22 protein-coding genes and 5 pseudogenes are annotated in these 23,205 nt (G+C 70.5%); 15 read left to right on the top strand and 12 right to left on the bottom strand.

Annotation, left to right across the window (positions count from 1 at the left end):
- Positions 1-7: 7 nt before the first annotated feature.
- The 3 genes from ACWD3E_RS27135 to ACWD3E_RS27125 all read right to left on the bottom strand — a co-directional run bounded on the left by ACWD3E_RS27135 (position 8) and on the right by ACWD3E_RS27125 (position 3,380).
- Positions 8-1,279: a cytochrome P450 family protein gene (locus ACWD3E_RS27135; protein ID WP_451390181.1), complete on the bottom strand. Its 1,272-nt coding sequence runs from the start codon at positions 1,277-1,279 to the stop codon at positions 8-10.
- Between the two features lie 184 nt (positions 1,280-1,463).
- Entirely contained in the window at positions 1,464-2,738 is a 1,275-nt protein-coding gene (locus ACWD3E_RS27130; protein WP_451390180.1) for a hypothetical protein, read from the bottom strand.
- Between the two features lie 180 nt (positions 2,739-2,918).
- Positions 2,919-3,380 (bottom strand): DUF6193 family natural product biosynthesis protein, encoded by a 462-nt coding sequence (locus ACWD3E_RS27125; protein WP_451390179.1) that lies wholly within the window; start codon positions 3,378-3,380, stop codon positions 2,919-2,921.
- A gap of 104 nt (positions 3,381-3,484) precedes the next feature.
- Here ACWD3E_RS27125 and ACWD3E_RS27120 point away from each other — a divergent pair.
- A pseudogene (locus ACWD3E_RS27120) lies at positions 3,485-3,571 on the top strand (IS5 family transposase); the annotation flags it as partial.
- A 153-nt stretch (positions 3,572-3,724) separates the two neighbouring features.
- On the opposite strand, the gene ACWD3E_RS27115 reads toward ACWD3E_RS27120, so the two are convergent.
- From ACWD3E_RS27115 to ACWD3E_RS27100, 4 genes are all read right to left on the bottom strand, one after another.
- Positions 3,725-4,273 carry a GNAT family N-acetyltransferase gene (locus ACWD3E_RS27115; RefSeq protein WP_451390178.1) on the bottom strand — a complete coding sequence of 183 codons (549 nt, stop codon included), beginning with the start codon at positions 4,271-4,273 and terminating at the stop codon, positions 3,725-3,727.
- A 550-nt stretch (positions 4,274-4,823) separates the two neighbouring features.
- Positions 4,824-5,282: a DUF4231 domain-containing protein gene (locus ACWD3E_RS27110; RefSeq protein ID WP_451390177.1), complete on the bottom strand. Its 459-nt coding sequence runs from the start codon at positions 5,280-5,282 to the stop codon at positions 4,824-4,826.
- 546 nt (positions 5,283-5,828) lie between these two features.
- Positions 5,829-6,428: a cysteine hydrolase family protein gene (locus ACWD3E_RS27105; RefSeq protein WP_451390176.1), complete on the bottom strand. Its 600-nt coding sequence runs from the start codon at positions 6,426-6,428 to the stop codon at positions 5,829-5,831.
- Positions 6,429-6,525: 97 nt separating this feature from the next.
- Positions 6,526-7,770 (bottom strand): MFS transporter, encoded by a 1,245-nt coding sequence (locus ACWD3E_RS27100; protein ID WP_451390175.1) that lies wholly within the window; start codon positions 7,768-7,770, stop codon positions 6,526-6,528.
- A 138-nt stretch (positions 7,771-7,908) separates the two neighbouring features.
- Here ACWD3E_RS27100 and ACWD3E_RS27095 point away from each other — a divergent pair, with 138 nt between their 5' ends.
- Both ACWD3E_RS27095 and ACWD3E_RS27090 read left to right on the top strand, forming a co-directional pair.
- Positions 7,909-8,844 (top strand): LysR family transcriptional regulator, encoded by a 936-nt coding sequence (locus ACWD3E_RS27095; RefSeq protein WP_451390174.1) that lies wholly within the window; start codon positions 7,909-7,911, stop codon positions 8,842-8,844.
- Positions 8,845-9,031: 187 nt separating this feature from the next.
- Positions 9,032-9,532 (top strand): hypothetical protein, encoded by a 501-nt coding sequence (locus ACWD3E_RS27090; RefSeq protein ID WP_451390173.1) that lies wholly within the window; start codon positions 9,032-9,034, stop codon positions 9,530-9,532.
- A 220-nt stretch (positions 9,533-9,752) separates the two neighbouring features.
- Here ACWD3E_RS27090 and ACWD3E_RS27085 read toward each other — a convergent pair.
- Positions 9,753-9,996: pseudogene (locus tag ACWD3E_RS27085) on the bottom strand (arsenite S-adenosylmethyltransferase); the annotation flags it as partial.
- 45 nt (positions 9,997-10,041) lie between these two features.
- Here ACWD3E_RS27085 and ACWD3E_RS27080 point away from each other — a divergent pair.
- The 6 genes from ACWD3E_RS27080 to ACWD3E_RS27055 all read left to right on the top strand — a co-directional run bounded on the left by ACWD3E_RS27080 (position 10,042) and on the right by ACWD3E_RS27055 (position 12,738).
- Positions 10,042-10,416 carry an ArsR/SmtB family transcription factor gene (locus tag ACWD3E_RS27080; RefSeq protein ID WP_451390172.1) on the top strand — a complete coding sequence of 125 codons (375 nt, stop codon included), beginning with the start codon at positions 10,042-10,044 and terminating at the stop codon, positions 10,414-10,416.
- Entirely contained in the window at positions 10,413-11,162 is a 750-nt protein-coding gene (locus ACWD3E_RS27075) for an aquaporin (RefSeq protein ID WP_451390171.1), read from the top strand. Before ACWD3E_RS27080 ends, ACWD3E_RS27075 begins: the two co-directional genes overlap by 4 nt.
- 32 nt (positions 11,163-11,194) lie before the next feature.
- Entirely contained in the window at positions 11,195-11,611 is a 417-nt protein-coding gene (locus tag ACWD3E_RS27070; RefSeq protein ID WP_451390170.1) for an arsenate reductase ArsC, read from the top strand.
- A gap of 66 nt (positions 11,612-11,677) precedes the next feature.
- Positions 11,678-12,163, top strand: a complete 486-nt coding sequence (locus ACWD3E_RS27065; RefSeq protein ID WP_451390169.1) for a MerR family DNA-binding protein — start codon at positions 11,678-11,680, stop codon at positions 12,161-12,163.
- 30 nt (positions 12,164-12,193) lie between these two features.
- The gene (locus ACWD3E_RS27060) at positions 12,194-12,415 is read left to right on the top strand and encodes a hypothetical protein (protein ID WP_451390168.1); all 222 of its coding nucleotides are present in this window, start codon (positions 12,194-12,196) and stop codon (positions 12,413-12,415) included.
- On the top strand, positions 12,412-12,738 hold the full coding sequence (locus ACWD3E_RS27055; RefSeq protein ID WP_451390167.1) for a hypothetical protein: 327 nt from the start codon (positions 12,412-12,414) through the stop codon (positions 12,736-12,738). Before ACWD3E_RS27060 ends, ACWD3E_RS27055 begins: the two co-directional genes overlap by 4 nt.
- Positions 12,739-12,820: 82 nt before the next feature.
- On the opposite strand, the pseudogene ACWD3E_RS27050 reads toward ACWD3E_RS27055, so the two are convergent.
- Positions 12,821-12,943: pseudogene (locus tag ACWD3E_RS27050) on the bottom strand (ATP-binding protein); the annotation flags it as partial.
- 216 nt (positions 12,944-13,159) lie between these two features.
- On the opposite strand from ACWD3E_RS27050, the gene ACWD3E_RS27045 reads away from it, so the two are divergent.
- On the top strand, positions 13,160-13,705 hold the full coding sequence (locus ACWD3E_RS27045; protein WP_451390166.1) for a hypothetical protein: 546 nt from the start codon (positions 13,160-13,162) through the stop codon (positions 13,703-13,705).
- 125 nt (positions 13,706-13,830) lie between these two features.
- Here the strand turns inward: ACWD3E_RS27045 and ACWD3E_RS27040 are convergent.
- Positions 13,831-14,198: pseudogene (locus ACWD3E_RS27040) on the bottom strand (transposase); the annotation flags it as partial.
- Positions 14,199-14,296: 98 nt separating this feature from the next.
- Here ACWD3E_RS27040 and ACWD3E_RS27035 point away from each other — a divergent pair.
- From ACWD3E_RS27035 to ACWD3E_RS27020, 4 genes are all read left to right on the top strand, one after another.
- Entirely contained in the window at positions 14,297-14,518 is a 222-nt protein-coding gene (locus ACWD3E_RS27035; protein ID WP_451390165.1) for a tryptorubin family RiPP precursor, read from the top strand.
- An 80-nt stretch (positions 14,519-14,598) separates the two neighbouring features.
- On the top strand, positions 14,599-15,642 hold the full coding sequence (locus tag ACWD3E_RS27030) for a cytochrome P450 (protein WP_451390164.1): 1,044 nt from the start codon (positions 14,599-14,601) through the stop codon (positions 15,640-15,642).
- Positions 15,643-15,664: 22 nt separating this feature from the next.
- Positions 15,665-16,846 carry a cytochrome P450 family protein gene (locus tag ACWD3E_RS27025; RefSeq protein WP_451390163.1) on the top strand — a complete coding sequence of 394 codons (1,182 nt, stop codon included), beginning with the start codon at positions 15,665-15,667 and terminating at the stop codon, positions 16,844-16,846.
- 218 nt (positions 16,847-17,064) lie between these two features.
- Positions 17,065-19,227, top strand: a complete 2,163-nt coding sequence (locus ACWD3E_RS27020; protein WP_451390162.1) for a SpoIIE family protein phosphatase — start codon at positions 17,065-17,067, stop codon at positions 19,225-19,227.
- A 168-nt stretch (positions 19,228-19,395) separates the two neighbouring features.
- Here the strand turns inward: ACWD3E_RS27020 and ACWD3E_RS27015 are convergent, their stop codons facing one another.
- Together ACWD3E_RS27015 and ACWD3E_RS27010 are read right to left on the bottom strand one after the other, a co-directional pair.
- Positions 19,396-20,580, bottom strand: a complete 1,185-nt coding sequence (locus tag ACWD3E_RS27015; protein WP_451390161.1) for a type III polyketide synthase — start codon at positions 20,578-20,580, stop codon at positions 19,396-19,398.
- Positions 20,581-21,176: 596 nt separating this feature from the next.
- Positions 21,177-21,414 (bottom strand): annotated as a pseudogene (locus ACWD3E_RS27010) (serine/threonine protein phosphatase); the annotation flags it as partial.
- 493 nt (positions 21,415-21,907) lie between these two features.
- On the opposite strand from ACWD3E_RS27010, the gene ACWD3E_RS27005 reads away from it, so the two are divergent.
- On the top strand, positions 21,908-22,951 hold the full coding sequence (locus ACWD3E_RS27005; protein ID WP_451390160.1) for a PP2C family protein-serine/threonine phosphatase: 1,044 nt from the start codon (positions 21,908-21,910) through the stop codon (positions 22,949-22,951).
- The last annotated feature ends 254 nt before the right edge of the window (positions 22,952-23,205 follow it).

Here is a 23,205-nt window from a genome sequence, read left to right as displayed (position 1 = left end):
ACGCGCCTCAGAGCCGCACCGGGCGCACCGGGCGCACCGGGCGGACCGGGAGCGCTTCGACACTGTTGCCGATGAAGCTGCGCTGGCGGGGCAGTTCGGCCTCGGGGATGGCGAGGTCGAGGTCCGGGAAGCGGGTGAAGAGCCGTTCCAGGGCGATCGTGGCCTCGAGGCGGGCGAGCGGGGCACCCACGCAGTAGTGCACACCCTGGCCGAAGGAGAGGTGCCGGGCCGCGCCGGGCCGGGTGACGTCGAAGCGGTCGGCGTCCGGGCCGTGGAAGGCCTCGTCGCGCCCGGCGGCGGTGTAGCCGGCGAGGACCGGGGTGCCCTGCGGGATCACGGTGCCGCCGAGGGCCAGGTCGCGGGTGGGGTAGCGGAAGGGGAACCAGCTGACCGGGCCGTCCCAGCGCAGCGTCTCGTCCACCACGTCCGACCAGGTGGCTTCGCCATCCAGGACCAGCGCCAGCTGGTCGCGGTGGGTGCACAGTGCCCGTACGGCATTGCTGATCAGGTTGAGGGTGGTCTCGTGGCCGGCGACCAGCATCAGGCGCATCGTGCCGATGAGTTCGGCCTCGCTGAGCCGGTCGCCGTCGTCCTCGCGGGCGGCTATCAGGGCGCTGGTCAGGTCGTCGCCGGGGGCGGCCCGGCGGGCGGTCGCGATCGTGCCGAGCAACTCGACGAGCTCGCGTACGGCAGCCATCACCTCCGCCGGGGTGGTGTCGGTGGCGATGACCACCGTGTAGGTGAGGTCGTGCAGCCGGCCGCGGTGCTCGGGGTCCACGCCGAGCAACTCGCAGATGACGCTCATCGGGAGCGGGAGCGCGAAGTGGGTGCGCAGGTCGGCGACGCCGTCCGGGTCCTCGGCGGCGGCCCGGCCGAGGTCGTCGAGGAGGCCGGCGGTCAGCTCCTCGATGCGCGGCCGCAGCCGCTCCACCTGACGGGTGGTGAAGGCGTTACCGACGAGGGAGCGCAGCCGGCGGTGGTCGGCGCCGTCGGCGGTGTGCATGCCCTGGGCGTTGGCGAAGACCCGCAGCGGCCAGTCCGCGGGGATCGTGCCGTCGTTCAGGGCCGGGCAGTGGCGGGCGTCCTTGGCCACGTCGGGGTGGGAGAGGAATTCCTTGAGCGCGTCGTGCCCCAGGACGACCGCTGCGGGCACCCCGCCGGGCAGGACGATGTCCGCAACGGGCCCCCGGGCCCGCAGGTCGGCGTTCAGGGCGTGCGGGCAGCCGCCGGCGGGGTCGACGACGTGGGCGTGCGCGGGAGCGGGGGTGTGGGAAGACAAGCCGGGACTCCTGATCGTATGGACGAATACCGGCCAACAGTGCGGTGTCGAAGGCCGGTTGTACAAGTCCGTCCCGCCGGCACCTCGGCCGAGGGCCCGGTCCGTCCGGGCCACCTGAGGCGTCGAGGTGACAGGTGGCCGGGCTGGTGTCGGGGGCCGGGGCCGGGGCCGTCAGCAGTGAGCCTCAGATGCGGAGCGTCCCGGGGAACGCGCCGTGGCCGACGCCTGGTGCAGTGAGGGCCAGCCAGCCATGGCCGCGTACTTCGGCGTCCGGGCCGACCTCGCCGGGATCGACCGAGAGGTACCCGCAGGCGGACCGGGCACCGGTGGTGCCCGCGTTGGACGGGGCTTCGTCGTACTCGGGGTCGAAGTCCGGGTCGTCGACCGCGAGGGTCTCCCACGGCAGCGGGTCGCCTTCCCATTCGGGGTCGCTTTCGGCGGCGTACCGACGGATCACCCGGCCGTTCTCCGCGACCATCCACACGTCGGAGCCGCCGGCGTCGTCCAGGAAGAAGAACTGGGCTTGGCCGCAGTGGACACTGACCCGTTCGACCGTCTCGATCATGCCGTCCCAGGGGTCGCCGACGAGCAGGTCGAAGGGACCGAAGACGAGGCGCCAGCCGTCCAGCTCCGGGGTGACGAAGGCCCGCCCCACGGTGTGGCCGGCGCCGTCCGGCCCGGGCACCCGGATCTCCTGGCTCTCCGCCGCCTGGACGCCGGCGGTGACCGTGACGGGCCGCCGGTCGTGCAGGTCCAGGGCCTCGAAAACGCCTTCGTACGACGCCCCGGGCACGGCCATCCACCAACCGCTGAGGGTCGACGACGGCAGCTTCGGGGTCTCGTGCGGGATCTTCACCCGTATCAGGCGCTCGATCGCCGCGCGGTCGCGGTCGTCGAGCGCGTCGGCGCCGCCGCCCGCCACCAGCGCCGCCATCGCGCCCCGCCGGGTCCTCGGGGACGCGGCCGGGTCGCGGCGCAGGGAGCGCAGCCGCGGTCGGAAGGAATCGTGCAGCAGGCGGGCGTAGTCGGAAGCCTTGTACGGGATGAGGCGGCCGCGGGCGTGGCAATCCACCAGGGCCCGCAGTCCGGCCTCGGAGTCCGTCCGCAGCCTCAAGAGCCCCTGGAAGCCGTTGCCCGACTTGCCGTAGTCCGGATCGGCCGCCAAGGCCGCGTACTGGTCGGCGGAGCGCTCGTCGAACACCCCGAGGAGCCGGCCCGCCTGCCAGTCCGTCACCTCCTTCCGGCCCCACGCCGCCAGTAGGGCGTCGAAGGCCGGCGGCCCGATGCGCCTCAACACTCGTATGACCGGCTCCAGATCAGCGGTCCGCTGCACACCGGCCAGACCCCGCAGCAGCGTCGGCACCACACTGTCGGCCTGCTCCGCCAGCCGTGCGACCGCGGCCTCCACGCGCACGGCGTCGTCGCTGTCCAGGTCCTCGAGAAGGGATTCGATCTTCATGCGGCAGCACAGTAGCCCCGGCCACTGACCGCGTCCTGCTCGGGCCGTGGGCCGGGGCTGCTCACGCCGCGAAAACGCACAGCAGGGCCAGGCCGGTGACACCAGCCGCGACCGACCCGAACTCCCGCCAGGAGCTGAGCACAGAGTTGACCGGACGGACGGGCCAACTAGGGCCCCTCTTCAAAGCCGCTCAGTGTCCCGGGGTTCTGCTTCCGCCAAGCTGATGGGCCCGCTCCTACCTGCTGTGCCGCGCCTCTCGTAAGCGGTCAGTTCCTCCGCATTGCCGATGAAGGCCGGGCCGCAGCGTGGCGGCAGGCGATCGATGACCATAGCTACTGCGGCCTGGGCGCTGTCCGTCTCGGCGATCCGCGGGCTGCTCCGACTCGGTCCTTCGACGTAGTACCGGCCCTCGCTCAGTGTGCCGATGTAGGGGATGTCCCAGGTGTGCCGGATCTCCGTGCACCTGCTGAAGTGCAGCTCCCACATACCGGTCCAGGGGTAGAGCTGACGCAGCAGCGGCTCTGCATGCGCCTCCCGCACCAGCTCGGCAAACGGTTCCAGAAGAGGTGATCCCTCCGGCCGGGCGGGTTCACCAGCAGCGGCGAGGATCTTGTGCCAGGCTGCCTCGACGATGTTGGTCACACCATGATTGTGCGGGGGTCCTACGCCCCTGTCATCAGAGATCACTTGTTGGTGGATCATGGCCGACAGGATTTCACCCAGGCCCTCCAACAGATCCAGGCCCGATCCAGGCCCGAGCTGATGCGGCCGGCGCCCTCGACTGGCTCGTCCAGATCGACTCCACCATCGTGCGAGCTCACCAGCATGCCGCCGCCACGGGGTCTGCGCGCAGGCGCTGCTGAAACGCATCCGCGTCCCACGCCTCGGTCCCGGCCGCCCACGCTGCCGCCCCCCACCTGCGAAGCGGCAGTCAGCCTGGCGTCGTTCCTGCGCTGGGCAAGATCCGTTCGAAGGCGGGCCCTAGCTCAACCGGACGGTGTGACCGAGGACCACACGCCGAACCACTGCTCGGCGCCGTACTCCTCGAACCGCGCCACCTCGGTGAATCCCAGCTTCGCCGCGAGGCGCATCGCGCGGTCGTTGACGGTCTGGGTGCAGAGCACCACCGGCTCGTTGGGGAGTACGTCGGCGAACCAGTCGAGTGCCGCTGCGCACGCCTCGGCGGCGTACCCGCATCCCCACGCTTCCGGCAGGAACATGTAACCGAGTTCGGCCTCCCCGGCATCCGGACGGACGTGACCCGGACGCTCTGCATCGCGCCGATCGAGCGTGACCACACCGATCATCGCTCCGTCGAGATCGATCACGAAAAGGCCAGGTCGCCGCCCGGGCATGTCAGGCACCGCGCGTTCGAGCTCATCGCGCGGTCGAGGGCCACCGATGTAGGTGCCCACCTCTGGCGATGCGAACAGTTCGATGAACGCCGCACGGTCCCGGGCCTCGGACTCGCGGAGCACGAGCCGTTCGGTCCTTGTCGGGGCAGGGGGCCAGGCGACGGGTCCGAGTCCAGTCATGGCGGGCAACCTATCGCACACTCGTGAGAGTGATCCGAAAGAAAAGGCCTAGCCCGTCACGTGCGCACGAGCCCCCAAGTCGGCATCCAGACAGACGCGCCATCACCGCCCGCACGTCCGAGGTCGCGAGACCACAGCAGGCGTGCGGTGTCCGCACGCAGTCTGGTCGCCGCTTCCCGCTCATCTTCCGCCCCCGCAGATGATGCAGATCCTGCAGTCCCGCCACGCTGCGCGCCCGCGGAATGACCAGGACATCACCGACGCGGCGATCGGCCGGCTCCTTGCCCCGGTAGGCAGTGCAGGCGGCGGACTTCGCCGGATCGTCCCAAGCGAACTGGTCCGGTGGGTGGCCGTGAACGTTCTCCACCAGAGCCTGCACGTCCTCCGGGATCGCGATCGGTTGCTCGCCCTGCCGCACCAGGGCCTCAGCGGAACCAGCACGATCAGCCGGGGCTCCGTCGCCCAGGCGGGCCGCTTGCGACCGTGCGGGCGCCTGCGCACCGCCCACCAGGATGACCACGTCTGCATGCAGTGCCGCGGCAGCTTCGAGCTATGCGCTGGTCGACGGTGTCGGTTCCCGGCGGTGCTCCAGCCACGTGCGACTCAGGTCATCCCAAATCGTTTGGTATCTATCGAAAACCTCGCCAAGCTGGTCATAGGTGAGTTCATCGACAGGCGTTGATGCCACCAGGTATTCGAGGTCATCGGCAAGGCGCTGGAACCGGTGCTGCGCTTCCTCCATCAGTACCCACCGGGAGCGCCAGTTGAAGAACGGTTCAACGGCGCCCAGCAACGTCCCCAGGGCCACCAGCGCAAAGGCCAGACCAGCCCATGTGTTGAGGTTTTGCAGACCCAGAATGATGGTGGACGCGGCGGACAGCGCCAGCGTCAGTATTTTGGTCACCGAAGCACTTCTACGGAATCTCTGCTTCTTGCCGCGGGCGTAGCCGTTGCCTTGCCGGATCTTGTCCAGCAGGAGTGCGGCTGACTCCTCCGGGCTGAGACCCACGCCTGGTCCACTGTTCGGCTGCACTCCGCCCCCAAATACTCGTCGCCACTTTGCGGCTCGACCCGGCAGACGCCGACCTGCAACTGTGCGGTTCCGCAGTGGGGACGTATGTGCAGGGGCTGATGAAGCAGGCCGAGCCGGACCAGCAGCGGGGGTGTCGGCCGCCGTCGAGGGCAACTCCTGGGCGCTGACGAACGGTTGGCCGGGGCGTCGGCGTTCACCGGTAAGTGAACGGTGAACGCCGATAAATGATCTGGCTTTCGACGCCAAGTGGGAGTACATCGCCGGATAACCGGAGCTGCCGCCCGACGCGGTCGAGTACGTCGCCGAGCAAGTCGGGGTCGCGGCCGCTCAGCTGGCGTTCTACAGACTGTTCAGTGAACCCGATGCGGGTGGCCGTCACCGCCGGGGTCTCTCGCGGCGGTGACGTTTGCACTGGTCATCGGCTCGTACGGGGCCGGGAGCCGTAACACCGGCGGAGGTCGTGGCGGCTACGCGGGGCGGCGGGTGCGGTAGGCGGCGGTGAGAGCTCCGGACTGCTTCGGGCTAGTCGGCCCGGAGCAGGGCATGCAGGTCGGCGGTGTCGACGATGTGTGCCCGTGAGGGGAGAACGTGATGGAGCAGGACGTTGTGGACTTCGGCGTCGGGGTCGGCGACGCCGTCGGACAGGACGTAGAGCTGGTAGTCGCGGTCGGCCGCGTAGATGACGGTGGACAGGACGGCACCGCTGGTGCTGATGCCGGAGACGACCAAAGTGGTGATGCCGCGCTCGCGCAGCTGCTGGTTGAGGTCGGTGGTGGACATGCCGCCGTAGCGGGTCTTGCGCACGATGATGTCGCCGTCCTGGGGAGCCAGGCGCTCGTGGATGGCAGTGGCCGGGTCCTCGTGGTGCATGACACGGTGTTGGGCCAGCGGGGCGAAGGACTTGTTGACCGCCGGGATCGCGTCCCAGTCGGCCTCGGTGAAGCCGACGCGTACGTAGGCGATGGTGCTGCCCGTTGCACGAACGTCGGCGATGGCCCCTTCCATGCGACCGAGCAGGGCCTCGCGGTCCCCGCCTTCGGGCAGCGCGGCCACGATAGCGGGTTGGTAGTCGATGACGAGAAGAGCGGTGTGCGCGGGGTCGAGTGCGGGGGCAGTGCTCACGCGAGTGTGCTCCTTGCTGGTGGTGTGCCTGGACGGTGTGGACGTGCGCCGGCGGATCAGCTGCGGCCTGCCGGCTTCAGCGGAGAGTTGCGGTGCGTCATGCGTGCCTACGGGACAGTTCCGGCTCGTGCTGAGACGTCTGGTCGCGTCGGGGAAGCAGGAGCGGGGTGGCCAGGATGAGCAGTCCCGCGACCGTGAGAGCGGTGCGTGGGCTGGTGACGTCGGCGAGCAGCCCGCCGAGCGCGGTGAAGACGGCGATGGACGCCTGCTGGCCGATCGACCAGGCCGACAGGGTGCGGGCGACGAGGTGCTTGGGCGTACGTTCGAGCCGGTAGGTGGCGAGCACCGGGGTGTACAGGCTCATGTTGATGATGATCGCCAGCTCGACGGCCATCACGGTGACGAGGCCGACGACGCCGGGACGGACGAAGGCCAGGCCGATCAGCCAGACGGCACGCAGAGTGCCGACGGTCCGGAAGACCCGCTGCCGGCCGTAGCGAGCCACGACACGCTGGGCCAGCCGGGAGCCGATGAGTCCGCCGAGACACGGGGCGGCGAAGGCGAGGCCGTACTGCCAGGGTGGGAACCCGAGCTGGCGGAGGAGGAGTACGGCCAGCAGCGGCTCGGTGGCCATGATCAGACCGGAGACGAGCATGTTGTTGAGGTAGAGCGCCCGCAAACCGGGATCGCCCATGATGTGTCGCCAGCCGTCGAACAATGCGCCGGCCCGGACCGGGCTTTTGTCGGTTGGCTGCGGCGCTTCCTCTCGGTCGTGAATCGCGGTGATGCCCAGCGCGGAGAGCAGGTAGCTGAGCGCGTCCGCCACCACGGTGGTGACCGGCCCGAACAGACCGATCGCCGCCCCGCCCAGCGGTGGCCCGACCGCGATGGAGCTCCAGTTCGTGGACTCGAACCGCGCGTTGGCCACGAGCAGATCGTCCTGCCGGACGAGGGCCTTGAGGTAGGCGCCGCTGGCCGCGTTGAACGCGATCTTGGCCGCGGCGACCACAGCCGAGATCACGAGCAGCTGGATGAAACCGAGCCGGCCGAGGGCGTAGGCGACCGGGATCGTCGCCATGGCCGCGAACCGGGTCAGGTCCATCGCGATCATGACCGGGCGCTTGCGCCGGAACTCCACCCACGGCGCGAGTGGTACCGCGATCAGCGCACCCACCGCGGGCCCCACCGCGGACAGCGCGGACACCTCAGCCGAGCCGGCATGCACCACCAGCACGGCGATCAGTGGTAATGCCCCGAACCCCAGCCCGGACCCGTACGCGCTCACCGCGTACGCCGCCCACAGCCAGCCGAACTGCCGGCCCAACGGCCTCCTGCCCACCATGCTCAGCGCGCCCCTCGATGTCCTACTCGAACAAACCGACGTTGACCGGTGAGAGCTAAGCGGGCGGCACAACAGCAGGTCAAACAACTGCCTTACCTGCTCTTCACAACGATCCGTTGTTCACTAAGGTGGGTCGGCGTGGATCTCGAAGCCGTACGTACCTTCGTCGCCGCCGCGGAAGCGGGCCAGTTCCAGAAGGCGGCTGTCGACCTGTCGGTCACCCAGCAGGCCGTCTCCAAGCGCATCGCCACGCTGGAGCGCGACCTCGGCGTGCGGCTGTTCACCCGCACGCAGCGCGGTGCCGAGCTCACCATCGACGGGCAGGCCTTCCTGCCCCACGCGCGCGAGCTGCTGCGCGCCGCCGAGCGCGCGGTCGCGTCCGTGCGCACCGGCCGCCGTCCGCTACGCGTCGACGTGATCGCCTCACGCGTCGCGCCGTCGGGCCTGATGCGCGGCTTCCACCGCGCGCACCCCGAGATCGACCTCGACGTGGTGATGCTGTTCGACGTCGAGACGGCCGTCACCGCCATCCGTTCCGGTGCCATCGACGCGTCCTTCCGCGCCGTCGCCATGCCCGGCCGGCCCCTTCCCGAGGACATCGAGTCCGTCCGCGTGCTCGACGAGCCGCTCCAGCTCCTCACCGGCCCCGCCCACGCGCTGGCGTCCGCCCGGTCGGTGACCGTCGCTCAGCTCGCCGGGCACCGGATCTGGATGCCAGGCATCGTCCCAGGTACCGAGTGGGCCGCGTACTACGACGACCTCGTCGCCGAGTTCGGCCTCACCATCGAGGCGACCGGCCCGAACTTCGGCTCCGACGCGCTCCTCGACACCGTCGCCGACACCCCGGCCCTGGCCACCTTCATGGGCGAGCTGACCCGCCTCGTCTGGCCCGCCGGCCACGGCCTGCGCCGCATCCCGGTGACCGACCCGACGCCCGTCTACCCGCACTCGCTCCTCTGGCACCGTGACAACCCCCACCCGGCGCTGGCCGCCCTCCGCGCCCACCTCACCGCGACGGCGACCGGCCACGACGCCGCCGGGACCTGGAGGCCGGGCTGGGTGATTCCGCGCTGAACGTTCAGCGGCGGGCGTCGCCGGGGGGGCGAGCAGGCTGGTCAGCAATGGGATCTGGAGGCAGTTGGAGCCGATACTCCTCTGCAGAGCACCGGCGGTCACCACCAGGCTGGACCCCGCGGAGAACTGGCGACAGTTGAAGAAGCGAGCCCGCCAGTAGGCAGTCGCACAGTCCTATCGTTGGCCGATGCGCGCACGCCATATTGACCGCCCAGCCGAACTCGACGTGGTCCGTGAGTCCTATGACCGCGTGGCCGACAACTACGCCCACATGGTGGTGACGACGGGAGTGATGTTCGATCGGTTGGCGATCACGGTGCTGCCGCCGGGACCGCGTTTCCCTGCCCAGCTGCGCTTCTGGGTCAACGGCGAGGACGTGGTGGAGCAGGCGGTGGGCCCTGGGGGCCGCGGGACTCTGGCAGCGGAAGCATTGCCCGTCGGGCTCCCCAGCCCGCTGCGGGCGACGTCTGAGCCGCGCCGCGTGCAGTTGGGCGAGCCGGAGTGCACCGGGGGGTGCTGCGGCTTCCTCTCCGTGGCCGTGCAACGCATGGGGAATGTCGTCCAGTGGTCGGGCTGGCAGGTTCCTCACAGGGAGGGCCCACTGCTGGAATTCGACTTCGACGCGAGCGAGTACGACGCAGAAGTGGCCCGCGCTGAGTCAGCTTCCGGGTGGCGGTCCTTGGCATGACTTGGGCACGAATCGAGCCGTTGCTGCGAGACCGATCCCCCAGGCGGGGCGGGCGCCGACGGGATCACCGGCAGGCCATCGACGCGTTCGCGTGGAAGTTCCAGACCGGGCCCACGAGCCGACGGCCCGCAGGGCAGCCGGTATGTACTCGTACGCCGAGCCGCTGTCGCGAGCAGCTCGGCACACTGGTTCCGTGGGCAATGGCCGTCGGGTGATCAGCTCCGGCCGGGCCGACACGACGGGCGGACAGCAGGACGTCGATCGGGGTTGCCGCAGCCGAGCGAGACGGCGACCGCCTCCGCGGGCGGCACGTCGCGAGCGCCGGCGGCGTACAGGGGCGAACCGAAGTTCTCGTCGGCCTCGACCGGCTCCGACCCGCAGCAGGCGGTGCCGCCCTCGGTGACCTCCACGGCCGCCGCCGCGTACCGCTGGCGGACGGTCTCCTGCTCTGTATTGACGCTCATTGATGCAACCTTGTGCCTTGAATCGAAAAGCGTCAACATAGAGGCATGTCGAAACAACAGCTTGAGGTGATCGGCCAGGACGCCGCCTGCTGCCCGGTCATGTCCGCCGCGCCTCTGGACGAGGACCAGGCCGCCGACCTGGCCAAGGTCTTCAAGGCCCTGGGCGACCCCGTCCGGCTGCGCCTGATGTCGATGATCGCCTCGCGCGGCCCTGGCGGCGAGGTGTGCGTCTGCGAGCTGACCCCGGCCTTCGACCTGTCCCAGCCGACGATCTCCCACCACCTCAAGCTCCTACGCCAGACCGGGCTCATCGACTGCGAGCGGCGCGGGACCTGGGTCTACTACTGGGTGCTGCCCGGCGTCCTGGACAAGCTCGCCGCGTTCCTGAGCACCGCGCAGCCCGACGGAGCCGACGCGTGAACGCCTCTCTCGCCCGCCGGGTCGCCGCCGAGACACTCGGGACCGGGCTTCTGGTGGCCGTGGTGGTCGGCTCCGGCATCCAGGCCACCGAGCTGTCGCAGGACGTCGGCGTGCAGCTGCTCGCCAACTCCCTCGCCACCGTCTTCGGCCTGGGCGTGCTCATCCTGCTGCTCGGGCCGGTCTCCGGCGCACACTTCAACCCGGTCGTCACCCTCGCCGCCTGGTTCACCGGCCGCCGTGATCCGGACGGCCGTGATCCGGACGGCCTGGCCCTGCGGGAAGTCGTCGCATACGTGCCCGCCCAGATCACGGGCGCGATCGGCGGCGCAGTCCTGGCCGACGCCATGTTCGCCAAGCCGCTGGTCAAGTTCTCCAGCCACGACCGGTCCACCGGTCACCTGCTGCTGGGCGAGGCCGTCGCGACGGCCGGGCTGATCCTGCTGATCTTCGGCCTCAGCCGGATCGGCCGCGCCGCGCTCGCCCCGGCCGCCGTGGCCTCCTACATCGGTGCCGCGTACTGGTTCACCTCCTCCACGTCCTTCGCGAACCCGGCGGTGACCATCGGCCGGGCGTTCACCGACACCTTCACCGGCATCGCCCCTGCCTCCGTCGCCCCGTTCATCGCGGCCCAGTTGCTCGGCACTGCGCTGGGGCTGGGGGCCGTCGTGGTGGTCTACGGCCGCCCTGCACCCGCCACGGATGAGGTCGTCGTCCCGCACGGCGAGCCGGAACGCGCCGCCTCCTGACCTATCCGTTCTCCCGAGAAAGCCCCCTGCTCATGAGCGCTCCCGCCACTCCGCGTCCGTCGGTGCTGTTCGTCTGCGTCCACAACGCCGGCCGCTCCCAGATGGCCGCCGCCTTCCTCACCCACCTCGCCGGTGACCGCGTCGAGGTCCGCTCGGCCGGCTCGGCTCCCGCCAACTCGGTCAACCCCGCCGTCGTGCAGGCGATGGACGAGGTCGGCATCGACATCTCCGCCGAAACCCCGAAGATCCTCACCACCGAGGCGGTCCAGGCCTCGGACGTCGTCATCACCATGGGTTGCGGCGACACCTGCCCCGTCTTCCCCGGCAAGCGCTACCTCGACTGGAAGCTCGACGACCCGGCGGGTCAGGGCGTCGAGGCCGTCCGGCCGATCCGGGACGAGATCAGGACCCTGGTGGAGGGCCTGATCGCGGAGATCGCGCGGGCCTGAACGGCGAGGTGGGCAGCGACGACGCGAGTGCCCCCGTCCGCGGGCGACGTATGAGTCGCTCTTCGCGTGCAGGTTCCGTCGTGGGGGCGGTCACGGCTTGACCTTCGAGCGACCGCATCCGGGTACCGCGTGTACGGCGAGGACGCGGTGGACCGGCTGGCGTTCATCTCCTCGGCGAAGCTGCTGGGCCTGGCGCTGGAGGAGATCCGCGAGCTCCTGGACGTCCGTGAGGAGGGTGTGTGCGCTTCACTGCGTGCCCGGATGCTGCCACTGGTCGCTGATCGGATCAGGGACACCGACGGCCGGATCGCGGAGCTGCGCGCCTTCTCCGCACACCTGGCCCGTGTTCACACCACGCTGTCCGGCCCGGCGCCCGAGGGTGCGTGCGGGCCGGACTGCGGCTGCACCACAACGGGTGCTCGCCCCGTCGGGCCCGTGCCGGTGGCGCTCTCCTTGACCCGCCCCACAACGGGCCCTGCGCCCGAGCCGGAGCAAGAGACGTGGCGGGATGTCCCGGTCGCCTGCACCCTCGGTGGCGCCGAGCTGGGCTAGCGCACCAAGCAGTGGCGCACGCTCATCGGAATGTCCGACCGACGGGAAGAGGCCGACGACGGAGCGCGGCTGTCCTTCCCGCCGGACGCCGACCTCGCCGGCCAGATCGCGGCGCTCGCCGCCGCCGAGCAGAGCTGCTGCGCCTTCTTCGACTTCACCCTGCACCTGACCCCCGAAGCCCTCCAGCTGACGGTCCGCGCACCAGAGGGTGCCGCCGGGATACTGGACGACCTCTTTGGAGCACCCGTATGACCACCACCCCGTCGGACGCCGGAGCGGCTGCGGTGGCCGCGTGCGCGGTGTGCGGCGCGGGACCGCTCCTGGCCCTGTTGGGCGGGGTCGGGGCTGCCTCCGCGATCGGAGCCGTTTGGGTGCCCGCCCTCGCTGTGCTGGCCGTAGCCGCCGTCACCGGGCTCTTCGACGACGACGGGCAGCCGCCTGCGGGACAGCGCCGCCCCGCGCCGACCTCGGCATGCCCACCGCCGGTCCTCTGCACGAGGACGGCGCGCCGAGGGGCTGAGGCTGCGCAGGACCGGTCGCGTGGTCGCCCAGCCGCGTCCGAGGAACAGATCTGACCGGGCCGGTCAGGTAGTTCAGCTCGGATGCTCCGCTTCCGGTTCGCCCAGCAGCTCGGGAATGACCCGGACGTCACCGTGCCCGGTCGACCGTGGCCATGGCCAGGGTCTTGGGCATGATCTCGTCGAAGCCGGGCGGGTGGAGGTTGCTGCTGACAGCGACCGGGCGAACTTCGTAGGCGGCGTCGACCAGGTAGCCGCCCTCGGTGAAGGTACCGAGCCGGATCAGGCGGGTGGCGCTGCGCCTCCCACCGGCCTTGTAGGAGCGGCGGCGTCGGTGCGCTTCACAGGCCGTGTCCTTTCGGTGCGTTTACGGCGCCTCACACGCGGAAGCGGGCACCGACGCCAGAACGGCTTACCTGTGGATAGATTCCGTGTGTCTGGGTGGGCGGGTACGCCTTTGCTGGGTGAAGCTGAAGACGTGAGCATCAGTAGCGAGCGCCCGGTGAGTGCTGAGCAGATCTACGCAGCGCTAGCCGCTCTGGCGGCTGAGCCGGCGGCAGATCCGGAGAAGCGGCCCGAGGGGCCGCAGGAAGAAGACCGCCTGCACCTGCTGGGCAGTCTGCTGGCGAAAACGGAGCTCGAGATCACCGCCGCGACCCGTCTGACCGAGGAAGAAGAGATCGAGGACGTCCTTGAGACCTTGCTCGGCTGGTGGGAACAGCTGGAAGCGGATCCCGGCCTCGCGGTCAACGTCGTGACGAACAGGTTGCAGCGCACTGCGGTGCAGGTCTCCGAACCCGAGGCGGAAGAACTGCCACCCGGCCGAGAGGCCGCCTTCGCCGCCGTCATGACGGCGGTGTACGCGCTCAGCGCTCAACTCCACGCGGAGCGCGGTGATACGGAGGGCACCCGACACGCCCTGAGCGGGGCGGAAGAAGCCCTCATCGACATCCTGCAAGGCGTGCATGACCTACGCGTCGCCATCGGCGACGCGCCCGGGCCGGAGGACGAAGCCGACAGCTGACCCAAGCGGCGGTAGGCGGGCGCTGCCGACACCGGCGGCGTGCTGCCACCACCACAGCTGGGCTCGCCACAATCGCCCCGAGCGGCGGAGTGGATTGCCACCCTTGCGCCTCCTCCAGGTGGAAGGGCTGCGATCGCGGTGAAGGCCAGGAATGGGCGGCGATGTCGGCCCAGGTGCGTGGAGTCCTCGATGCCGCGGCGGGCGATGCGCCGGGCGATGCCGCGCATGCGTAACCATCGCCGCAGGTGGGAGCAGCCGTAGCCCTTGTCCGGTCCAGCTCACTCTGGCTGCAGAGTTCGTCGAGGATCAGGCGATGCAGTTTGGCCCACACGCGAGCCTGCGACCACTCGGTGAACCGGCGGAACGCGGTCACGCCCGATGGGCCAAAGCCGGGCGGCAACTGGTTCCACGTGCGGCCTGAGGTGGCAACGAACACGATCGCCGCCAGGACCTCCCGGTCGCCGTGCCGTCTGCGACCGCCACCCTGCGGTCGGGAAACCAAACAGTGACCGGGCCCGTCGGCGGCCTCAGTCTCGTGATCGCCGGGGCCGAGAACATCACAGCGGACTGCCCAGAGGCGGGGACTTCGTCATGCGCGGCTGCGACAACCAGCTGCCTGGCCTGGGCATTCATCATTCGTTGATCGCCCTGACACATCTTTGTCGAGCCAGCTGCGCACGACCTCCGCACGAGGAAGTGCGTGACATCTCCACCCGGAAAGGGGGTGCAGTGATGAAGCTTCTCTTCGCCATTCGCAACAAGGTGTCCGCGCAGAAGAGCCTGAAGGCCAGTGCTTGGTACTTCTGGTACTAGGCCGAGTGGTCGTCCCCGCCGCGAGGCGGGGACGACGCCGCCTGCCGTCGCCTGCCCCCTCGGCCTCCCCGGAGACTTCCATGCGCGCCACGGTGTTCCACCCACGACTCGCCGCCCTGTTCCGGGACCACCTCGGGCAGGACGTCTTCCGGCTCGAACCCGACACCATCGGGATCGCCGGACACGAGGTCGCCGACCGGATCCTCGCCGCCCGCCGGGCCACCGAGACCGAACGGCCCACGTTCAAGCCGCTGCACGGGCGCTCGATCCCCCGCAGCGAGGCCTCCTCGGTGATGCGGACCATCGGCGGCGATGTGCGCGAGGCGCTGAAGAGGACCCGCCCCCGGCCCGAGGACGTCGATCTGTCCGGGGTCTGGCCCCTCAGGGGACATCTGTTCCTGCGAGACCTGATACTCGGCCAGGACCCCTACCGGCTGCGGATCCTGATGAGCCGCAACCTCGAACTGACCCCCAAGCTCACCTGGACGGTGATCGCGGCGGGCGCCGCGCTCCCGGGGCGGGTCGGCCGGCGGGGAGCCCCGCTGACCGCGATCGCGGGCCTGACGGCCGACGCCACCGGCTATCACGAGCGCCGCTACGCCATGGGCATGTACCGGCGCGCGGCGGCCCCCGTGTGCTTCACGGTGTCCACCCTCGTCGCGAACGCACTGTGGCTCGGCTCGCCGTTCGACCCCGAGACGCCGAACCGGCACATCCTGTACGAGGCCATGCGGCTGCTGCCGCCGTCCTGGAACATCCTGCGCAACGCCTGCCCCGAATACCCCGAGATCGACGAGCGCATCGGGGCGGGCGACGACGTCCTCCTGCTGCCTCTCCTCTCGCACCGGGACCCGAAGCTGTGGGAGGACCCGGACGAGTTCCGCCCGGAGCGCTGGGAGACCCTCGACCCGGATACCGCTCCCGGCTACCTCCCCTTCGGCCACTCCTCCGAGCGTTGCTGGGGCCGGCACATGGTGATGCCGCTCGCCGAACTGCTCCTGGACCTCATCCGCGCATCGGGCCTGGAGGTAGCCCCCGGGCAGACCTCCGCGAAGGTGCCCCTCGTCGGACTGCTCGGCGTGGAGGACGTAGAGGTGACGAGGGTGCGCCGTGCCGCTGCCTGAACCGTCCGACAGAACCGAGAGGGTGGACGGGTCCTTCGCCTGCCACCCGCACGAGATCTATCGGCGCTGGCGTGAGACGGGCGGGGTCCGCAAGGTCCGCTTCTCCGGTGCCGCGCCTCTGGCCGGCTGGGTCGTCACCGGGCACGCGGCCTGCCGGGCTGCCCTCGCCGACCCGCGGCTGAGCAAGGACGGCGCGACCGAGGCGTTCGCCCGGTACGCGGGACTGCCCACCGGCGGTCCGGGCGGAGCGCTCACCACCCATATGCTCAACTCCGACCCGCCGCGCCACACCCGGCTGCGCCGTCTGGTGCAACAGGCTTTCACGCAGCGGCGGGTGGCGGAGCTGCGCCCCAGGATCGAGGCCCGGGTCACCGCACTGCTCGACGCCCTGGACGGGAGGGACGAGGTCGATCTGATCGGCCGGTTCGCGCTCCCGCTGCCGCTGGCGGTGATCTTCGACCTGCTCGGCGCGGACCCGGGCGACCCCGGGATCCTCCAGGTCCGGGGCCACACGGTGACCGGGAACGAGGGCGACGGCGAGGTGTCCGTTCCGACGGCCGAGGCGATGCTGGACCGGCTGCGCGCCCTGATCGAGCAGAAGCGGGCCCACCCGGGCGACGACCTCCTGTCCGCTCTCGTCGCTGCCCGCGACGACGGTGACCGTCTCACCGAGGAGGAGGTCACCTCGATGGCGTTCCTGCTGGTGATCGCGGGCCACCAGACCACCGTCAACCTGATCGCCAACGGCCTTTACGCCCTGCTCTCCCACCCCGGGCAGTCGGCCGCAGTGCGCGCCGACGCCTCGCTGATCCCCGGCCTGACCGAGGAAGTCCTGCGCCACGAGAGCCCGTTCGGCATCGCGAGCCTGCGCTACACCACGCAGCCGGTGACGATCGAGGGCACCACGATCCCGGCCGGGGAGTTCGTGCAGATCGCGCTGCTGGCCGCCAACCGCGATCCGGAGGTCTTCGCGGACCCCGACCGCTTCGACCTCACCCGTGACACCTCCGGGCACCTGGCGTTCGGCCACGGCATTCACCACTGCCTGGGCGCCCCGCTGGCCCGCCTCCAGGCCGAAATCGCCTTCGGTCACGTACTGCGGCGCTTTCCCGCTCTGCGCCTTGCCGACCCGGACCGCGCCCCCGCATGGCAGGACAACCCCCGGCACCGGGGACTGCTCACCCTGCCGGTCCGGCTGCGCTGACACCGGACGCCTTCCCCTCAGGCGCGCGCCGGCCGGAGCTCAGGGGGATGCGCTCGAGGGCGCGCCTGCGCTCCTTTTTCACCGCGCGATCCGCTGCTCTGGGCGCGACGCGACCCCCGGTGTTATTCAATGAGGTGTGCGGTCAGGGATCTCGGGGCCCCGTCGCACGGGTCCGAGTACGGCCCCGGCGCTGCACCGGGGATTTCTGAGAGAGCCGCATGGACTCCACACCCTCCCCCTCGTCCTCTTCGCCGTTCGACCTGGTCAGCGGCGCCCTGGGGCGCTACATCCCGCGCGGCGGAGCGGCAGCGGCCACCGGTCCTGCCGACGCGCAGGGCGACGGCATCACACGCCGACGCGTACCCGACAACCCGGCAGCCGGCGGTCAGGAGCAGATTCTCGGCGCGGTCAACCTGGACAGGGATCTGAGAATCACCCGCTGCAATCTGGACGCCCCCGTATTTGCGGGTCTGGACGCCGTGGCCGGGAGGCCCTTCGTCGATCTCCTGCCCCCCGGGGACGTACCGACGGTCACACGGCGGTTGCGGCAGGTCCTGGAGACCGGTGAGGCGCATGTCGCCCGGATCCAGCGCCTGCGGCGCGGCGACGGGTCGGAGCTGGTGGTCTCGTTGAGCATCTTGCCCGCCGCGGTGCCTCAGGAGGGTCTGACCGTCTCCGTGATCGCGATGGCCAGGAGGCTGCACCTGTACGCCGCCGAGACCGCGATCGGCACCTCGCTGGACATCGGCGAGACCGCGCAGTCGCTGGCGGAGTCCCTGCTGGCTTGGGGAGACGTGGCCGCCATCGACCTCGACTTCGCCGTGTGGACGGGCGAGGGGGTCACCGGGCAGGCGCAGGGGCGCATCCGGCTACGGCGGGCGGCCCTGGTGCCGGACCGGGCGTGGCCCGAGGGCTACGTGACTCCGGGCGACGATCTTCCCAGCGACGCGAGTCGTCTGCTGGCGCAGGCGGTGCAGCGGAACGACGCCCCGCAGGCCATCGTCATCCCCGACCGGGAGGCGGTCGAGCGGGTACTCGGCAGTCCGCAAGTGATGCGTGCCCTGGTGCCCGGCGACCGGTCGGCGGGTGTGGCGTGCATACCGCTGGTCCTGGACGGCGCGCCGCCCGTCGTGCTGGGCCTGGCGGAGGTCTGGCGGCGGGCGGACTGCCCCTTCCGCGACAGCGAGCTGCTCGACCTGCAGGAACTGGTGGCCAGGACCGCCCATCACGTCGACCTGGCCCGTCAGCACCAGCGCGAGCACACGCAGGTGCTGGCGTTGCAGCGTCGGCTGCTGCCCCGGATGGGCGGCGACACCATCGAGATCGCCAGCGTCTACCAGCCCGCCACCCCCGACAGTGCGGGCGTCGGCGGTGACTGGGTGAACAGCTTTCCGCTGCCGGACGGCCGTACCGCGCTGGTGGTCGGTGACGTCGTCGGGCACGGCCTGGGGGCCGCGGCAGTCATGGGCCAGCTGAGCATGGAGGCCCGCGCGCTGCTGTCCGCGGGGCTGGCGCCCGACGAGGTGCTGGAGCACCTGGACGAGACCGTGACGCTGCTGGACGACGCGGAGTCCGGGCTGGCGGCCGGCTACAGCGCCCTCGGGTCGACCTGCTGCATCGCCCTCTACGACCCGGTCAGCCACCATGTGGCGCTGTCCAGCGCCGGCCACCTCCCCCCGGTCCTGGTGTCCCCGGACGGGTATGCGGGCCCGATCGCGGTCCGCCCTCATCCCGGCCTGGGCGCCGAGTTCGCGCTGCGGGAGCCGTTCGACGTGCACACGTTCGGCGCACCACCGGGCTCCCTGCTCGCCCTCTACACCGACGGTCTGGTGGAGGATCCGGTCGTGTCGATCGACGAGGGGATCGACAGGCTTGCGGACGCCGTGTCCACGGTGCACCCCTGGGACGCCCTGCAGCAGGCCGCACGGCGCGTCGCCTCCGCGCTGGCGCCCGAGCCCCAGCGCGACGACGTGACCCTGCTGCTCGCGCGCATGATCGGCTATCGCAAGGGGGACACCGCGACCTGGCGGCTGCCCGCCCGCGACGACGCGCCCGCCCGTGCCCGCGCGCAGGTCTCCGCCCTGCTGCGGCAATGGCGCACCAGGGACGACACCCTGGACAACGTGCCGCTGCTGGTCAGTGAGCTGGTCACGAACGCGGTGCGCTTCGCCACCGGGCCCATCACGGTACGGCTGATCAGGGCCGGTCACGGCCTGCTGTGCGAGGTGGGCGACACCGGCAACGGCAGGCCACGTCTGAGCCGGGGCGGCATCCTCGACGACGGCGGTCGTGGCCTGCACGTCGTGCACAGGCTCACCACCCGGTGGGGGGTGCGGTGGACGGACACCGGCAAGGTGGTCTGGGCGGTAGTCGCGAGGTGACGTAGCTGCGGGGCGGGGGCGCGACCGTCGTCTGGGAGCGCGGCGAGTGTGCGGGCGGCGTGCGCGCAGCCGGCGCCACCGACGGTACGGACGGCGCCCTCGGCGTACCGCTGTCGTGACCGATGATGCGGGTGGCCCGTTTGCTGGTGGGGGTGGCGCGGGCTCGCGCTACAGCCACTCCCCTTCCAGGGCGGTGGCGGTGAGACCCGGTGCCGCCGCGTACAGGACGGCGCGATCGCCTGACTTCTGCCCGGCGTCGTGCGCCCGCCGCATGATGTCGAAGACGGCGGCGCCTCCGCGGTTGCCACTGGTGTAGCTGTCCCGGCTGTAGTCCAGCAGCCCCGGCGGCCACGCGTCGGGCATCGTCTGCTCCATGTACTCCAGCACCCGGGTCCCGCCGGGGTGCGCGAGCAGCACGTCAGGGTGCCAGGAGTCGGGGTGGTCCTGGTAACGGACGCGCAGCCACTCCCACATCGCGGTGACCGTCTCCTGTACGGCGCGCGGCCCACGCCGGTCCATCACGAAGTGGGTGCCGTCCGACCGCGTATCCAGGCGGTGCAGGTCCTGGGTGCCGGGCAGGGTGTAGTGCCAGGCGGCGTCCAGCCGCAGCACCGACTCGCGCCTCGGGCGGCCCGTGACCACCGCGGCGACCGCGGTGTCCGCAAACAGCAACCGGACTATCAGGGACTCCAGGGTGTCGTCCGCGGGCTGGTAGGTCGTGCTCAGCGCCTCCGCGATCACGACCAGGACCACGCGGTCGGGGTCCGCGGCCACGAGATCCGCCGCCAGCGCCAGGGAGCGGGTCCCCGCGACACAGGCCCACTGCGTGGCCGGCAGCAGCTTCACGTCGTTGCGGAGCGGAAGCTTGTTGGCCAGGGCGATGTCCAGACCCGGAAGCGCCGGGGTGGTGGAGTGACTGGTGATCAGGCAGTCGATGTCTGCGGCGTCGAGCCCGGCGATCTGCAGGGCCCCGCGCGCCGCACGCTCCCCGTAGGACTGCACGGCCTCCCAAGCCGGCGCGGTGCGCTCCTGGACGGTCTGCGGCGCAGGTATCGCCTCAAGTGCGGCGATCACACGGTCCACGTCCTGCTGGGCGAACCCGTCGCGTGCCAGCGCCTCTTGGGCCGCCCCGATGCCGACATCCCGCAGGCCGCCGCGGTTGCCGCGCGCGACGGCCGCCTCCAGCGGCAGCATCCACCCGCGGGTCTCGATGCCCGTACTGGCCGCGATGCCGTCGATCCGCGGCGCCCACGCCGCGTGCGGGTGCCGGTCGCGCACCTCCGCCACGATCTGGCTGGTCTCCACGGCGTGCTCGCCGTGTATCACGGCAGGCGGACAGAGGTAAGCGGCCATGATGGGCACCTTTCGAGGGGGAACGATGAGGAGCATCACAAGTGCTATGTCTTGGGCCACTTTGAACTTCGTGCCCAAGAGAATGCCGATGAGCTCCACTTCGGGAGTCGGTAGCCGTTTCGAGCATGGACGCTAAATGGACATATGCGCTGTGATTAAGACAACTTGGACGACCCTTTGAGCGCGTGAGACGGCACACACCACTGAAACAGGGGGCCTCAGAGCGGTTCCGCAGTACCTATCTGACGTTCCATCAGACAGGGACAGTGTCTGGTCTCACTGTCACCGAAGCCGGGAGACACCCCTGGCGGCACAGGCAGCTCGACCACATGCACTCTCCGCGACCGGGAAGAGGTACACCGGTCGCCCGCTGCGCCGTGTGGACACCGCGCTGACCAGCCCGCAGCTCTGGCTGCTGGATCGTCCTCTTCCTCCGACTGGCGCGGAGAAAGAGGTGTTGGTATTGGCTTCGGGCTGGCCTACGGGGGTGAGCTGCACGAACGCCAGAACCGTGCAGAGGGGTGCTGAAGCCCTCGGTGCACCTCTCGGCGCGACGGTACAACCACCGTCCAGGCGGCGGTCGGGCCCACCAAGGTCAGCCCGTGCCCCGTTACGTCGCCCATCAAGAGGGCCGTCCGCCCGATGGGCAGGGCCATCACGCCGTGAGGGGCGTACTCGGCATGCACCAACAGGCCCGGCGTCGCCGAAGTCACGCGCGGCAGCAGGGTGCGCTGCAACCGAGACGACATGCTCGCGCTCGCGCCCGTACAGACGGGCATTGTCGATGAAGACGGCAGCCTTGAAGGCGAGCTGCTCCGCCAAGGCCAGGTCGGTGCCGGAGACAGTACCGGTGGAGCAAGGTCTCGTGCGGCTTCTCGGCGTAGACGAAGGTCTCGCCCACCGGTGTCGGCTCCAAGGAGCAGAGCTCCTCGATGACGCACCCGCCGTGGCCCGCATAGCCAACCGGTCCGGCGGCAAAACGCCTCTGCTCCGTCGGAACCGCGCGTTCGCGCCGACCGCCCGGCCGAGCCCCGGCTGGGCAGGCGCCGTCTGCCGCTCCGCCGTTCACTCTTTCGGCCCCTAACAGGACTCCCTGCCTCTTGGTGCCCAGTGTGTTGCATCACGGGGGGGCGTCGTAGGTTCCCGCTGGCCCTGCCGGAGTCGCGCGGAACAGGTGCGACACGAACAAAGCCGACGAGCCGGGTCCGGGGCAGGCGGCCGACTCGTATCCGTCAGAGCGCTATGCCCTCATTGCATAGATATTCTATGAAGTGTGATCGAGTCCGGACGGCCACGGCTCCGTCGTCGCCATGGCCGGGGGAGGCTTGTGCGGCTGTCGCCGGTCATCCTGACCGCCGTCATCGCCAGCCTGGCATACGCCACTCCCCCGGACATGGCCTTCAGCCGCCTCCTGCCCGCGGCGCCGGCCCTCGCCGCCGCCATGTGGCCGGTGCTCCCCACTGTCCTGCTGGGGACGGTCTGCCTCCTTCTGATGATCGGCCTCAGCCTCGTGTTTCCCGGTCTTGGGACGTGGTGGACGGCTGCGGGGATCATCGCGGTCACCGTGGCGGCCGCGTACGGAAGTCATGTCCGGCTCCAGCGGGAGCGGACCCTCTTTCAGGTGCGGCTCGTCGCCGACGCGGCGCAGCAGGTTGTGCTGAGTCCTATGCCGCGCCGCTTCGGGAATGTCGAGATCGAGTCGCTGTATCTCGCTGCCGCGGCGGAGGCCCGTATTGGCGGGGACTTCTACGAGGTGGTCGACACACGATACGGGGTCAGGCTTCTCATCGGTGACGTGCGGGGCAAGGGCCTGCCGGCAGTGGGGGAGGCCGCGGCGATCGTCAACGCCTTCCGGGAGGCGGCCTATGGCGAGGCCGACATTGTCAGCGTCGCGCGCCGACTGGACGCCAGCAGCACCCGTTACAACGCCGCGTTTCCCCCCGAGGGGCCGATGGAGCGCTTCGCCACCGCCCTGCTCGCCGAGATCCCGCACGGGGGCAGACGCATCAAGATCCTCAACTGTGGACACCCCCCGCCGCTGCTCCTGAACCGCGGGGAAGTCCGTACCCTCGAGCCCACCACCCCCTCGCCACTGCTCAACCTCGCGGAGCTGATTGGCGATCACTACAACGTCGACACCTTCGACTTCGCCCCCGGCGACCTGCTTCTTCTCTATACGGACGGGGTCGCCGAGGCCCGCGCCCGCGACGGCGAGTTCTTCCCGCTGGCGGCCTGGATGCGCCGACAGCCCCCGACACCGCCCCACGAGCTGCTCACGGCTCTTCACCACGACCTCCTCCGCTACAGCAAAGGACGCCTTGACGACGACATCGCCGCCCTCGCCGTGCGCCTGTGTGAACCCTCGGAGTAAGCCCGGCCCAGATCGCGGCCATGTGATGCCTCCGACGCCCCGGCATGGGGAGACCATCCGAAGGGCTCACGCATCCCGCAGAGAACGTAGAGCGGTCCGTTCGGCACTCGGGGTGATCAGTGGTCCCACGGACGGCGAGTGGGCGATGAGCGATCCACTGCTGCCGATGGGTGAGCGCGGCCCGATTCCCGACCTGCGGACGCTGGTCAGTGGGCCGCGGCCGGGGTCTTCAATGCTCGGCCAGGCCCGAGTCC

It is taken from the genome of Streptomyces sp. NPDC002676 (assembly GCF_053592455.1).
The sequence above is the reverse complement of the archived record's forward strand: the minus strand, read 5'-3'. Positions and strand labels throughout refer to the sequence as shown.

Excerpts from the sequence above, each read along its gene's own strand:
- ACWD3E_RS27130 (WP_451390180.1), bottom strand. The coding sequence starts at position 2,738 with ATGAAGATCGAATCCCTTCTCGAGGACCTGGACAGCGACGACGCCGTG.
- ACWD3E_RS27115 (WP_451390178.1), bottom strand. The coding sequence starts at position 4,273 with ATGACTGGACTCGGACCCGTCGCCTGGCCCCCTGCCCCGACAAGGACC.
- ACWD3E_RS27100 (WP_451390175.1), bottom strand. The coding sequence starts at position 7,770 with ATGGTGGGCAGGAGGCCGTTGGGCCGGCAGTTCGGCTGGCTGTGGGCG.
- ACWD3E_RS27090 (WP_451390173.1), top strand. The coding sequence starts at position 9,032 with ATGCGCGCACGCCATATTGACCGCCCAGCCGAACTCGACGTGGTCCGT.
- ACWD3E_RS27080 (WP_451390172.1), top strand. The coding sequence starts at position 10,042 with ATGTCGAAACAACAGCTTGAGGTGATCGGCCAGGACGCCGCCTGCTGC.
- ACWD3E_RS27070 (WP_451390170.1), top strand. The coding sequence starts at position 11,195 with ATGAGCGCTCCCGCCACTCCGCGTCCGTCGGTGCTGTTCGTCTGCGTC.
- ACWD3E_RS27060 (WP_451390168.1), top strand. The coding sequence starts at position 12,194 with ATGTCCGACCGACGGGAAGAGGCCGACGACGGAGCGCGGCTGTCCTTC.
- ACWD3E_RS27055 (WP_451390167.1), top strand. The coding sequence starts at position 12,412 with ATGACCACCACCCCGTCGGACGCCGGAGCGGCTGCGGTGGCCGCGTGC.
- ACWD3E_RS27035 (WP_451390165.1), top strand. The coding sequence starts at position 14,297 with ATGCGCGGCTGCGACAACCAGCTGCCTGGCCTGGGCATTCATCATTCG.
- ACWD3E_RS27030 (WP_451390164.1), top strand. The coding sequence starts at position 14,599 with ATGCGCGCCACGGTGTTCCACCCACGACTCGCCGCCCTGTTCCGGGAC.
- ACWD3E_RS27020 (WP_451390162.1), top strand. The coding sequence starts at position 17,065 with ATGGACTCCACACCCTCCCCCTCGTCCTCTTCGCCGTTCGACCTGGTC.
- ACWD3E_RS27015 (WP_451390161.1), bottom strand. The coding sequence starts at position 20,580 with ATGGCCGCTTACCTCTGTCCGCCTGCCGTGATACACGGCGAGCACGCC.